General features: G+C 55.1%; 10 protein-coding genes. 1 reads left to right on the top strand and 9 read right to left on the bottom strand.

Annotation, left to right across the window (positions count from 1 at the left end):
* Positions 1-77 precede the first annotated feature (77 nt).
* The 4 genes from folA to carA form a co-directional block, all read right to left on the bottom strand.
* Positions 78-560: a type 3 dihydrofolate reductase gene (gene folA / locus ACR8BN_RS16050; RefSeq protein ID WP_010253752.1), complete on the bottom strand. Its 483-nt coding sequence runs from the start codon at positions 558-560 to the stop codon at positions 78-80.
* Positions 561-794: 234 nt separating this feature from the next.
* Positions 795-1,934 (bottom strand): porin, encoded by a 1,140-nt coding sequence (locus ACR8BN_RS16055; protein ID WP_010253747.1) that lies wholly within the window; start codon positions 1,932-1,934, stop codon positions 795-797.
* A 253-nt stretch (positions 1,935-2,187) separates the two neighbouring features.
* On the bottom strand, positions 2,188-5,415 hold the full coding sequence (gene carB / locus ACR8BN_RS16060) for a carbamoyl-phosphate synthase large subunit (protein ID WP_191939386.1): 3,228 nt from the start codon (positions 5,413-5,415) through the stop codon (positions 2,188-2,190).
* Between the two features lie 14 nt (positions 5,416-5,429).
* Entirely contained in the window at positions 5,430-6,578 is a 1,149-nt protein-coding gene (gene carA / locus ACR8BN_RS16065; protein ID WP_033764458.1) for a glutamine-hydrolyzing carbamoyl-phosphate synthase small subunit, read from the bottom strand.
* A 115-nt stretch (positions 6,579-6,693) separates the two neighbouring features.
* Between carA and ACR8BN_RS16070 the strand changes: the two genes are divergently transcribed.
* Positions 6,694-6,861, top strand: a complete 168-nt coding sequence (locus ACR8BN_RS16070; RefSeq protein ID WP_161569770.1) for a hypothetical protein — start codon at positions 6,694-6,696, stop codon at positions 6,859-6,861.
* A 186-nt stretch (positions 6,862-7,047) separates the two neighbouring features.
* Here ACR8BN_RS16070 and dapB read toward each other — a convergent pair whose 3' ends face one another.
* The 5 genes from dapB to ileS all read right to left on the bottom strand — a co-directional run bounded on the left by dapB (position 7,048) and on the right by ileS (position 12,817).
* Complete coding sequence (gene dapB, locus ACR8BN_RS16075) at positions 7,048-7,863, bottom strand: 4-hydroxy-tetrahydrodipicolinate reductase (RefSeq protein ID WP_010253726.1); 816 nt, start codon at positions 7,861-7,863, stop codon at positions 7,048-7,050.
* A gap of 223 nt (positions 7,864-8,086) precedes the next feature.
* Positions 8,087-9,040: a 4-hydroxy-3-methylbut-2-enyl diphosphate reductase gene (gene ispH, locus ACR8BN_RS16080; RefSeq protein ID WP_010253724.1), complete on the bottom strand. Its 954-nt coding sequence runs from the start codon at positions 9,038-9,040 to the stop codon at positions 8,087-8,089.
* Positions 9,021-9,491 carry an FKBP-type peptidyl-prolyl cis-trans isomerase gene (gene fkpB, locus ACR8BN_RS16085; RefSeq protein ID WP_010253720.1) on the bottom strand — a complete coding sequence of 157 codons (471 nt, stop codon included), beginning with the start codon at positions 9,489-9,491 and terminating at the stop codon, positions 9,021-9,023. Before fkpB ends, ispH begins: the two co-directional genes overlap by 20 nt.
* A gap of 3 nt (positions 9,492-9,494) precedes the next feature.
* Positions 9,495-10,001, bottom strand: coding sequence for a signal peptidase II (gene lspA / locus ACR8BN_RS16090; protein ID WP_010253719.1), 507 nt, complete (start codon positions 9,999-10,001; stop codon positions 9,495-9,497).
* Entirely contained in the window at positions 10,001-12,817 is a 2,817-nt protein-coding gene (gene ileS, locus ACR8BN_RS16095; RefSeq protein WP_434747105.1) for an isoleucine--tRNA ligase, read from the bottom strand. The genes lspA and ileS overlap by 1 nt, the downstream gene beginning before the upstream one ends.
* Positions 12,818-12,833: the final 16 nt, after the last annotated feature.

The raw sequence follows: 12,833 nt of genomic DNA on the forward strand, positions 1-12,833 counted from the left end.
CTTTGTGTCGATCCCAGAAAAGAAGCAATGCTAATGAATAAAGATGACAGCCAGGTTACAGCCCGGCAGGGGTGGGATTAGCGACGACGGTCAAGGATCTCAAAGCAGTAGCTGTGGGAATTTTGCTCGTCAGCGTCGTGGAATTCGCTGAACGTTGACTGCCACTCATCCGGCTCGTAATCCGGGAACTGCGTATCACCTTCGACTTCCGCATCAATGTGCGTCAGATAAAGACGATCGGCACGCTTCAGCATCTGCTCATAGACGCGGCCGCCGCCAATCACCATGATCTCTTCAGCATCACCGGCTGCCTGTAACGCCTCATCCAGCGAAGTGACCCAGGTAACGCCTTCGGTGGTGCCCGGCTGGCTGCTGACCACGATATTCAGTCGGCCAGGTAACGGACGGCCAATAGATTCAAAGGTCAGTCGGCCCATAATCACCGGTTTCTTCAGCGTATGGCGCTTGAACCACGCCAGATCTGCAGGCAGGTCCCACGGCATGGCGTTCTCCATTCCAATAATGCGATCTGCTGCTAATGCCGCGATAAGACTAATCATGTTAACCACTCACTGAAAAAAATTGGCGCCATGATACGTAAAGGTGAAACTTTCGTCGATAGGGGGAAAGGTCTAATTGCGTAAAGCTTTTCATGACGTCGTTTTTCACGGCCTGTGCAGCGTTTTTCACCGCCTAATCGCGTCAGTTTGCCGCAGCTCGCCAGCGATCGGCCTCAGGCTGGCACAAAAGTCGTGCGCAAAAGAAAACGGCTCCCGCAGGAGCCGTCAGGGTTATCAGAAGTCGTAGCGCAGACGCACCAGATTCATATCACCCAGGTTATCGGTGCTGGAGGTAAACACATGTTCGTAATCGACACGGAAACCGTAGTCGAGGAACAGCACCACACCCAGACCGTTATCGATGCGCTGATAATCACGGCCTGTCGCATACTCAATGCGATCGCCCATGACATATGGCTGTACTGCTTTCAGACCATACTGCCCCACCGGAATCTTGTAACCGGCGAAATATTCAATGCCCCATGCGTCGCCGGCAAAGTAGTCATGCACATCTTTGCGTTTGGTGGTCATGAAGTTCTCATACCAGCCGCCGCCGGCTGATAACGTCCAGTTGCCTGGGGTCCAGCTCAGCGCGGTGCCGTAAATGTTCTGATCGTAATCGCGGCTGTCGCCGTTGTTCGGGTTACGCATCGCCGCGCGGGTGTAGTTCCACGCCGTGCCCCAGCTCAGATCGTCCGTAATGTGGTAGTCCACACCCAGCGAGCCGCCGCCTTTGCGCTTATAGCGCAGGCCGTTGCCTGGCAGATACTCGTTATCTTCGAACAGATAAGAGGCGTAGAGATCCGCATCGCCGAAGCTGTTTTTATATTTCAGCTGTTTGCGTGAGCGGTAAGATCCATCGTAGTCGCCGTTGATCCCGTTACCCGGTGCCTGGCCGACCATGTCGTAATCCCAGATATCGGTCTTGGCGCCCACGGTATCGTAATAGACGCTGTTCTGCTGACCAAAGGTAAGCTGGCCCCAGGTTTTGCTTTTCAGACCGGTGTAGAGCTGACGACGCGTGGTGTTATTGGCACCATCCGCATAGTGACGATCCCAGCTGAAGACCGCCGGGACGTTAACGCCCAGCTCGTAGTAGCTGATCCAGCTGACGTCATCAAACAGGTAGTAGTCAGCACCGAAACGGAAACGGGTGCCGCCATCAAAACCGTCGCGCTTGTAGGATTTATCATCCACGCCGGTCTGATGATTGAACTGAGCACGAATGCTGCCGCCAAAAGTAAAGTTAAGACGGCTAAGCGGATCGCCTGCCTGCGGATCCTGTTTTAACAGGGTAATTTCCGCCTGGCTGGCGAAAGGAAGAATTGCCATCAGTGCAGCCACTGCACTCAGAGAAAAAGTACGCATTTTCATTTTTTATTTATGTCCTGATACGCTCCAGTGATGAGCGGCAGGCATAGTACTGACGAAAAATCCGCACAGGAAGTGTTTATATTATAAATTTGTGCGAACCGGCCTTATTCGCACCTATAGCTAAAAAATTAAGCCAAATCAGTCACTTTAACGCAAACTCTTTGCTTTCCCTGGACCCTTTTTTCGGATTATCGCCAATAAGATGGTCAAAAAAAACGGCTCCCGCAGGAGCCGTTTTTCACATTACATCGCCTTACATCGCCTTGATCTGGGCATGCATCTCCTGAACGGAGATAACCTGTTCCGTCGGGTCAGCATTCAGCGCCATCGCGGTGGCGAAGCCGCCGTTCAGCGTGGTGTCGTAGTGCACTTTATACTGCAGGGCACTGCGGCGAATCAGTTTCGAATCTTCAATCGCCTGACGACCCGCCGTGGTATTGACGATGTAGCTATACTCGCCGTTCTTCAGACGGTCCTGAATGTGCGGACGCCCTTCGTGCACCTTGTTCACTAGGCGCGGATTGATGCCCGCTTCGCCCAGCACGACCGCCGTGCCGTGAGTCGCATCCAGTTCGAAACCAAACTTCTGCAGCTTAGCGGCCAGGTCGACAATACGTTTCTTGTCGCCTTCACGCACCGACAGCAGCGCACGGCCCGACTTCTTCATGTTGCTCTGTGCGCCCAGCATCGCTTTGGAAAACGCCTCAGCGAAGGTGCGGCCCACGCCCATGACTTCACCGGTAGAGCGCATTTCTGGCCCCAGAATCGGGTCAACGCCCTGGAACTTGTTAAACGGCAGCACCACTTCTTTGACAGAGTAGTAAGGCGGAATCACCTCTTCAGTGACGCCCTGCTCTGCCAGCGTTTTACCTGCCATCACGCGCGCGGCGACTTTCGCCAGCGGGACACCGGTCGCTTTAGAGACGAACGGCACGGTACGCGCCGCGCGAGGGTTAACTTCGATCAGGTAGACTTCGTTATCTTTCACCGCGAACTGGACGTTCATCAGGCCACGAACGTTCAGCTCAAACGCCAGCTTCTCAACCTGCTGGCGCATCACATTCTGAATCTCCTGACTCAGGGTGTAGGCCGGCAGTGAACAGGCGGAGTCACCGGAGTGAACGCCAGCCTGCTCGATATGTTCCATGATGCCGCCAATCAGCACCCGCTCGCCGTCGCAAATCGCATCAACATCCACTTCGACCGCATCATCCAGGAAGCGATCCAGCAGCACCGGTGCATCGTTGGAAACCGAGACCGCCGTCTGGAAGTAGCGCTTGAGATCGATCTCGTCGTAGACGATCTCCATGGCACGGCCACCCAGCACATAAGAAGGACGCACCACCAGCGGATAACCCAGGCCCGCGGCTTTCTCAACCGCCTGCTCCAGTGTGGCCACCGTGGCGTTGGCGGGTTGCTTCAGGTTCAGGCGATCAACCGCCTGCTGGAAACGTTCACGGTCTTCAGCACGGTCGATGGAATCCGGGCTGGTGCCGATAACTGGTACGCCTGAGGCTTCCAGTGCACGCGCCAGTTTCAGTGGCGTCTGACCGCCATACTGCACAATCACGCCTTTTGGCTGCTCAATGCGCACGATCTCCAGCACATCTTCCAGCGTGACCGGCTCGAAGTAGAGGCGATCAGAGGTGTCGTAATCGGTCGAGACGGTTTCCGGGTTACAGTTGACCATAATGGTCTGGTAACCATCTTCACGCAGCGCCAGGGCGGCGTGAACGCAGCAGTAGTCGAATTCGATACCCTGACCGATACGGTTTGGCCCACCGCCCAGAATCATGATTTTTTCGCGATCCGGACTTGGATTGGCTTCGCACTCCTCCTCATAGGTGGAGTACATGTAGGCGGTGTCTGTCGCGAACTCTGCGGCGCAGGTATCTACGCGCTTGTAAACCGGGTGCAGGTTAAACTGCTGACGCAGCTTGCGGATTTCGCTCTCGGCCACGCCCGCCAGTGTCGCCAGCCGCGCATCAGCAAAGCCTTTACGCTTCAGCGCGCGCAGGAACGTCTCATCCAGGCTATTAACCCCTTCACGGGCAACCTGCTCTTCCAGCCGCACCAGCTCTTCAATCTGCACCAGGAACCAGCGGTCTACATTGGTCAGGTTGAACACGCCATCCACTGACATGCCGGCACGGAAGGCGTCCGCGATGTACCAGATGCGGTCTGAACCGGCATCTTTCAGCTCACGGCGGATGCGGGTTAATGCTTCCGGATCGTCGAGGTGGACTTTCGGGTCGAAGCCGTTAGCGCCCACTTCCAGGCCGCGCAGCGCTTTCTGCATGGATTCCTGGAAAGTGCGGCCAATCGCCATCACTTCACCGACCGACTTCATCTGGGTGGTCAGGCGATCGTTGGCACCGGCAAATTTTTCGAAGTTGAAACGCGGGATCTTGGTGACAACGTAGTCGATTGACGGCTCGAACGAGGCAGGCGTTAAACCGCCGGTAATATCATTCATCAGCTCGTCGAGGGTATAGCCGATCGCCAGTTTGGCCGCCACTTTAGCAATCGGGAAACCGGTCGCTTTGGAGGCCAGCGCCGAGGAGCGTGACACGCGCGGGTTCATCTCAATGACAATCAGGCGGCCATCTTTCGGGTTAACCGAGAACTGCACGTTGGAGCCACCGGTCTCAACACCGATCTCACGCAGTACCGCCAGCGAGGCGTTACGCATGATCTGATACTCTTTGTCGGTCAGCGTCTGGGCAGGTGCCACCGTGATGGAGTCACCGGTGTGGATCCCCATCGCATCGAAGTTTTCAATTGAGCAGACGATGATGCAGTTGTCGTTTTTATCGCGCACCACTTCCATCTCATACTCTTTCCAGCCAATCAGCGACTCATCAATCAGCAGCTCATTGGTCGGTGAGAGGTCGAGACCGCGTTCGCAAATCTCTTCAAACTCTTCGCGGTTGTAGGCGATGCCGCCACCGGTTCCGCCCATAGTAAATGAGGGACGGATAATGCAGGGGAAACCGACATCTTCAGCCACGGCCAGCGCTTCTTCCATGGTGTGCGCAATGCCGGAGCGCGCGGTATCCAGACCGATGCTTTTCATCGCCACGTCGAAACGACGACGATCTTCCGCTTTGTCGATTGCGTCAGCCGTTGCGCCGATCATGGTGACGCCAAACTCTTCCAGCACGCCATGACGTTCCAGCTCCAGCGCACAGTTCAGCGCTGTCTGACCGCCCATGGTCGGCAGTACCGCGTCCGGGCGCTCTTTTTCGATGATTTTGCGCACCACTTCCCAGTGAATCGGCTCAATGTAAGTCGCATCAGCCATTTCCGGGTCGGTCATGATCGTCGCCGGGTTGGAGTTCACCAGAATGACGCGGTAACCCTCTTCACGCAGCGCTTTACACGCCTGCGCACCGGAATAGTCAAATTCGCAGGCCTGGCCGATCACAATCGGACCGGCACCAAGAATCAGGATGGATTTTAGGTCTGTACGTTTTGGCATGAATTAGCTCCTGATTACTTCGCTTGCAGACGGAATGCGTCAATCAATTCAATAAAGTGGTCAAACAGCGGCGCAGCATCGCCTGGGCCAGGACTGGCTTCCGGGTGTCCCTGGAAGCTGAATGCGGGCTTGTCAGTGCGATGAATGCCCTGCACAGTTTTATCGAACAACGAAATGTGAGTAACACGCAGGTTAGCGGGAAGATTGTTCTCATCGACCGCAAAACCGTGGTTCTGCGCGGTGATCATCACGCGATTGTTATCGAGATCTTTCACCGGATGGTTGCCACCGTGGTGACCCAGCTTCATCTTCACGGTCTTAGCCCCACTGGCCAGCGCCAGCAGCTGATGACCCAGACAGATTCCGAACACCGGGATCTCTGTTTTCAGGAAGGCCTGAATCGCGCTGATGGCGTAGTCGCACGGCTCCGGGTCGCCAGGACCGTTAGAGAGGAAGATGCCATCCGGATTAAGCTTCAGTACTTCTTCGGCAGACGTCTGTGCCGGAACGACGGTCAGACGACAGCCGCGATCGACAAGCATCCGCAGAATGTTGCGCTTGGCACCGTAATCGTAAGCCACCACATGGTAAGGCAATGATTCAGCGTCGGCCTGCTCTGGCAGCCCTCCCTCCAGCGTCCAGCTGCCCTGCTGCCAGCTGTAGGTCTCAGTGGTGCAGACCTCTTTCGCCAAATCCATCCCTTTCAGTCCCGGGAACGCCTGAGCTTTTTGCAGCGCCAGCGCGGCATCCGGATTATCGCCCGCAATGATGCAGCCGTTTTGCGCACCTTTCTCACGCAGCAAGCGCGTCAGCTTGCGAGTATCAATATCGGCAATCGCCACAATGTTATTGCGCTGCAGGTAGGCGGATAAGCCCTCTTCACTACGGAAGTTGCTGGCAATCAGCGGCAGGTCACGGATAACCAGGCCCTGCGCATGAATCTGGCTGGATTCTTCGTCGGCGGCATTGGTTCCGACATTACCGATATGGGGATAAGTGAGAGTAACGATTTGGCGGGAATAGGAAGGATCAGTGAGGATTTCTTGATAACCGGTCATTGAGGTATTGAAAACGACTTCTCCCACTGCCGACCCTGTTGCCCCGATGGCCCGACCGTGGAATTGGGTTCCGTCTTCCAGAACCAAGAGCGCTGACTTAATCAAAACATCCTCCAGGGAATAAACAGTCACAATATCTGCATATTAATTCAAAATAGCCGCCTGAATCAATGCAAAAACCGCCTGAATTGTCGATTTTTGGCAAATTGCGCGCATTCTAATGATCGCCCTGGCCATTGTCTACCCTGCGGCGGGATTTTTTCACCATTATCTGCCTTCTGAGGAAAATAACGGGCATAAGCAGCAAAAAGAGAGGAAAACTCGGCGGAATAATCGTTTGCCAGGCAGCGTAAAAGCAAAACAGATGCAGCGCGGCCTTTATTTTTGACCAAATGGTCAAAAATAGCATTCAGCAGAGAAAATAAATGAAGAAAACAGGAGAAAAAAGGAGCCAGAGCTGGATTTTATGCCGTGAAGGCATATTTCAGATAAAATTAAGGGCAATGAAAACATTGCCCCTTTTCAATCAAGCGATTATCGATTGAAACAACCACATCACGATGGTTCATAACACTCACAACATCGACAAATCCAGCACATCACGCATATCAAACAGGCCAGATTTTTTGTCTTTCAACCACAAAGCGGACTTAACGGCGCCATTTGCAAAGGTCATACGGCTTGAAGCCTTGTGGGTTATCTCTACGCGCTCGCCGATATCTGCAAACATTGCAGTATGCTCACCGACGATATCACCCGCGCGTACTGTCGCAAAACCGATGCTCTGCGGCTGGCGTTCGCCGGTGTGGCCCTCACGCGTATAGACCGCATGCTCATCCAGTTTCCACTGCATCGCATCGGCAATTGCCTCACCCATCGCCAGCGCGGTCCCGGAGGGCGCATCGACTTTATGGCGGTGATGCGCTTCAACGATCTCAATATCCGCGTACTCCCCCATCACTTTGGCAGCCTTCTCCAGCAGCTTCAGCACCAGGTTAACCCCCACGCTGAAGTTAGCGGCGAACACAATGGGGATATCTTCCGCCGCGGCGCGAATGGCCGCTTTGCCTGCTTCATCAAAACCGGTGGTGCCGATCACCATCGCTTTGCCCTGCTCACGGCAGATCGCCATATACTCCAGCGTGCCTTCCGGGCGGGTGAAGTCGACCAGCACATCAAAATCGTTAATCACCGCGCGTAAATCGTCAGCGATGATGATGCCATTTTTGCCGATGCCCGCTAATTCACCAGCGTCGCTGCCGGTCAGCGATGAGCCTGGGCGAGCCAGTGCCGCACCCAGTTCTGCGCCTTCTGCCTGCTGCGTCGCCTGAATCAGATTACGGCCCATACGGCCCGGCGCACCCACAATAGCAATGCGGATTGTATTCATATTTATTCATTCCTAAAACAAAACTATGCATCCAAAGCGTCATCAGGTTAACGATGAGTTAACAGTCACGCCACTATTAATCCGTGATAATAAGAATTTTATGCCAGCCGCCCGCGATTATCAGTAAAAGCAATCACCGCAGCAAATAACGGCTTTTTTTGTCAGATTCAAAAAACAAAAAAGGCCGAACAGAGTCGGCCTTTTTATCAGTAATATCGATGAGTTACTGCACGTTACGCACTTCGACACGCAGCTCTTTGGGCACTTCGAAGACAATATTCTCTTCACGGCCAATCAGCTCAATTGCCGCTTCGCCGCCCAGTTCACGCAGCCGCTGGATCACCTGCTGCACCAGAATATCGGGCGCTGACGCGCCTGCCGTGACGCCGATGCAGGCCACGCCTTTAACCCACTCTTCCTGAATATCATCCGCAGAGTCGATCAGCTTCGCCAGCTTACCGGCACGCTGAGCCAGCTCAGCCAGACGGTTAGAGTTGGAGGAGTTCTTCGACCCCACCACCAGCACCACTTCCGCATCTTTCGCCAGGGTACGAACCGCTTCCTGACGGTTGGTGGTGGCGTAGCAGATATCATCTTTACGCGGCCCGATGATCGCCGGGAAACGCTGACGCAGGGCATCAATGATGTCAGAGGTGTCATCCACCGACAGCGTGGTCTGCGTCATGAAGCTCAGATTGTTTTCGTCTTTTACTGTCAGCCTGAAGACATCTTCCGGTGACTCCACCAGATACATGCCGCCATTAGGGTTGTTGTACTGCCCCATGGTGCCTTCGACTTCCGGATGACCCGCATGACCAATCAGTATCGCTTCAACGCCTTTACGGCTGGCGCGTGCCACTTCCATATGCACTTTGGTCACCAGCGGACAGGTGGCGTCAAACAGCATGGTCAGATTGCGCGCTTTCGCTTCGGCACGCACCGCCTGAGAAACACCGTGCGCGGAGAAGATCAGAATCGCGTTATCCGGCACTTCACTGATCTCTTCAATGAAGATGGCACCGCGCTCACGCAGGCTGTTTACCACGTAACGGTTATGCACCACTTCGTGACGGACATAGATTGGCGCGCCATACATCTCCAGCGCGCGCTCAACAATACTGATGGCACGATCAACGCCAGCGCAGAAGCCGCGCGGATTAGCTAACAGGATTTGCATCGTTGGCCTCCAGTGCGGGATCGATTTCCAGCACCTCTACATCAAACTGAATACGACGACCTGCCAGCGGATGGTTGAAATCCACGGTGATAGAGTCACCGGAAATTTCACGGATCACGCCAGGCATTTCACTGCCGCCCATGCCGCTGAACAGCATGATGGCTCCCACTTCCGGCTCACCCGCATCGATAAAGTCCCGACGCGAGAAATACTGGATGAGGTCAGGGCTGACGCCGCCAAAGGCGTCGTCCGGTTCCAGGGTAAACTGTTTAGTTTCACCCGCTTTCAGCCCCAGCAGTGCCTGCTCAAGTGCCGCAGAGAGGCTGCCATCACCGAGACGGAACAGCGCGGGCTTGCCGTTTGCACGGGTCGATTCCGCCGTCGAGCCATCTTCCAGCTTCAGCGTAAAATGCACCAACACCGCGCTTTCGCGCTGTACGGACTCAGTCATCACTTACCCTTTCTGTTTAGCCTGTTTGCCGTTCGGGCTGAAAAAGCCCTCCAGCACCACCAATGCAGCACCAATACAGATGCCGCAGTCAGCGATATTAAATGTAGCGAAGTGCCAGTTACCGACATAGAAATCGATAAAATCGACCACAAAGCCATGGTATGAGCGATCAAACAGATTGCCTATCGCGCCGCCGATGATCAGGGCATACGCGATGTTAGCGATCTTCTGACTGGCATGATTACGATACATCATCACTACCAGTGAGATCACGATAGCCAGCGCAATACCGGCAAAGAACCAGCGCTGCCAGCCGCCTTTGTCCGCCAGGAAACTGAACGCCGCGCCGTAGTTGTGGGCGTAGAACAGGTTCAGGTAGGGCATCAGTGGCTGGGTTTCATGCAGCATCATGTTGTTCATCACCCACTGCTTACTGGCGAAGTCGACAACAATCACCACCAGCACCAGCCACAGCCAGCGCAATCCGGTTGATAAAATAGGTTTACGCATCAGGCGAATTCACGCTGTTCGCCGTCACCGGCTACGTTAGTGTAACAACGACCACAGACCTCAGCATGCTCAGGATTCTGTCCGACGTCGGTAGTGTAATGCCAGCAGCGCTGACATTTCTCGCCTTCCGCCTTGTGCAGCGCGATTTTCAGACCTTTCAGCAGTTCACTCTGCTGCGCTTCGTCGTTCGCCAGGGCGTAATCAGCCACCTGTGCGCCAGAAGTCAGCAGCACAAAGCGCAGCTCATTACCCAGCGCCTGAAGTTTAGCCGCCAGCTCCGGATCGGCATAGAGCGTGACCGTTGCTTCCAGTGCGCCACCGATACGTTTATCCGCACGCGCCTGCTCGATCACCTTATTCACTTCGCCACGCACTTTCAGCAGCTCAGCCCAGTAGGCGTCATTCAGTGCTTCATCTTCAGCCAGGCCAAACAGCCCCTGATACCACTCTTCGGTGAAGACATACTGCGCACGTTCGCCTGGCAGGTAGCCCCAGATCTCATCTGCCGTAAAGGACATGATCGGTGCCATCCAGCGTACCAGCGCTTCGACGATATGCCACAGTGCGGTCTGGCAACTGCGACGCGCCAGGCCATCGCCTTTCGCGGTGTACTGACGATCCTTGATGATGTCGAGATAGAAACTGCCCATCTCAATTGAGCAGAACTGCATCAGACGCTGGATCACTTCGTGGAAATCGTAGTTCTCGTAAGAGGCAACGATATCGGCCTGTGCCGCCTGAGCGCGACCGACGGCCCAGCGATCCATCACCACCATCTCTTCCGGTTTCACCAGATCGGTAGCCGGGTTAAAGCCGCTGAGGTTAGCCAGCAGGAAACGCGCGGTGTTACGGATGCGGCGATAGGCATCGGCAGAGCGCTTGAGGATCTCATCGGAGACCGCCATTTCGCCCGAGTAGTCGGTTGATGCCACCCACAGGCGCAGAATATCGGCGCCCAGTTTGTTCATCACATCCTGCGGCGCAACCGTGTTACCGATCGATTTCGACATCTTGCGGCCCTGACCATCCACGGTGAAACCGTGCGTCAGTACCTGACGATAAGGCGCTTTGCCCTTCATCGCCGTGGAGATCATCAGCGAGGACATAAACCAGCCGCGATGCTGATCGGACCCTTCCAGATAGAGGTCAGGCGCATGTCCGCCAAATTCCGGACGCGCATCAACCACGGAATAGCTGGTTGAACCGGAGTCAAACCAGACATCCAGCGTATCCGGCACTTTTACGTAATGATCGGCATCGTCGCCCATCAGTTCGCGCGGATCGAGATCCCACCAGGCCTGAATCCCCTCCTGCTCAACGCGCTGCGCAACTTTCTCCATCAGCGCCAGCGTGTCCGGATGCAGCTCTTCGCTCTCTTTATGAACGAACAGCGCCATCGGTACGCCCCAGGTACGCTGACGAGAGATACACCAGTCAGGACGGTTCGCCACCATCGATTCGATACGCGCCTGGCCCCAGTCCGGGATCCACTGCACGCCTTTGATCTCCTTCAGCGACTGCGCACGCAATCCTTTCTGATCCATGCTGATGAACCATTGCGGCGTGGCGCGGAAGATGATCGGCGTTTTATGGCGCCAGCAGTGCGGGTAGCTGTGCAGCAGTTTCTCAACGTGCAGCAGCGCGCCCTTCTCTTTCAGCAGCTCAACGATCATGTCGTTGGCTTTAAAGACGTTGACCCCATCCAGCGTCGGATAGGTGCCTGGCAGATAGCGGCCATCCGGTCCGACCGGATTAGCGGTTTCGATGCCATATTTCTGACCGATAACATAGTCATCCGGGCCGTGGCCAGGTGCCGTGTGGACTGCTCCGGTACCCGCTTCCAGGGTGACGTGATCGCCCAGCACTACCAGCGACTCAAGCGCCAGGAACGGATGCTGGAATTTTTGCAGCTCCAGCGCCGCGCCTTTGCATTCGCCCAGTACCTGCCATTCGCTGACGCCCGCGCGCTTCATTACGCTCTCGACCAGATCTTTTGCCAGGATCAGCGCGCGACCGTCGATCTGCAGCAGCTGATACTCAAATTCCGCGTTTAACGAGATGGCACGGTTAGCCGGCAGCGTCCACGGTGTCGTCGTCCAGATCACCATTGAAATCGGGCCATTAACCTGTGCCACACCAAACGCCTGACGCACCGCGTCGGCATCGATAGCGTTGAACATCACGTCGATTGAAGGCGAAGTCTTGTCGTAATACTCCACTTCCGCTTCTGCTAAGGCAGAACGGCAATCCAGACACCAGTGCACGGGCTTCGCGCCTTTGTGCAGGTGGCCGTTGCCGATGATTTTACTCAGCGCACGAATGATGTTGGCTTCGGTACCGAAATCCATGGTCAGGTAAGGGCGATCCCAGTCGCCCAGCACGCCCAGACGGATAAAGTCCGCCTTCTGGCCTTCAACCTGTTCCGCGGCGTATTTGCGGCACGCTTCGCGGAATTCAGCAGCGGTGACTTTCTCGCCTGGCTTGCCGATCATCTGCTCAACTTTGTGTTCGATTGGCAGACCGTGACAGTCCCAGCCCGGCACATACGGCGAGTCATAACCCGCCATGCCTTTCGACTTAACGATAATGTCTTTCAGAATCTTGTTAACGGAGTGACCAATATGAATGCTGCCGTTCGCATACGGAGGGCCATCATGCAGGATAAAGGTTTTTTTCCCTTTTTTGGCTTCGCGGATGATGCCGTACAGATTGTCGGCATACCAGCGTTGCAACATTCCCGGTTCGCGTTTGGCCAGATCGCCACGCATCGGGAATCCCGTTTCCGGCAAATTCAGGGTAGATTTATAGTCACTCATCAGATTCTCGATTCCG

The sequence above is a fragment of the Pantoea sp. Lu_F5_004 genome (assembly GCF_051136245.1).
Classification (GTDB): domain Bacteria; phylum Pseudomonadota; class Gammaproteobacteria; order Enterobacterales; family Enterobacteriaceae; genus Pantoea; species Pantoea agglomerans.

What these genes read in the sequence shown, in the direction of transcription:
- folA (WP_010253752.1), bottom strand. Translation starts at nt 560, where the DNA reads ATGATTAGTCTTATCGCGGCATTAGCAGCAGATCGCATTATTGGAATG.
- ACR8BN_RS16055 (WP_010253747.1), bottom strand. Translation starts at nt 1,934, where the DNA reads ATGAAAATGCGTACTTTTTCTCTGAGTGCAGTGGCTGCACTGATGGCA.
- carB (WP_191939386.1), bottom strand. Translation starts at nt 5,415, where the DNA reads ATGCCAAAACGTACAGACCTAAAATCCATCCTGATTCTTGGTGCCGGT.
- ACR8BN_RS16070 (WP_161569770.1), top strand. Translation starts at nt 6,694, where the DNA reads ATGATCGCCCTGGCCATTGTCTACCCTGCGGCGGGATTTTTTCACCAT.
- dapB (WP_010253726.1), bottom strand. Translation starts at nt 7,863, where the DNA reads ATGAATACAATCCGCATTGCTATTGTGGGTGCGCCGGGCCGTATGGGC.
- ispH (WP_010253724.1), bottom strand. Translation starts at nt 9,040, where the DNA reads ATGCAAATCCTGTTAGCTAATCCGCGCGGCTTCTGCGCTGGCGTTGAT.
- fkpB (WP_010253720.1), bottom strand. Translation starts at nt 9,491, where the DNA reads ATGACTGAGTCCGTACAGCGCGAAAGCGCGGTGTTGGTGCATTTTACG.
- lspA (WP_010253719.1), bottom strand. Translation starts at nt 10,001, where the DNA reads ATGCGTAAACCTATTTTATCAACCGGATTGCGCTGGCTGTGGCTGGTG.
- ileS (WP_434747105.1), bottom strand. Translation starts at nt 12,817, where the DNA reads ATGAGTGACTATAAATCTACCCTGAATTTGCCGGAAACGGGATTCCCG.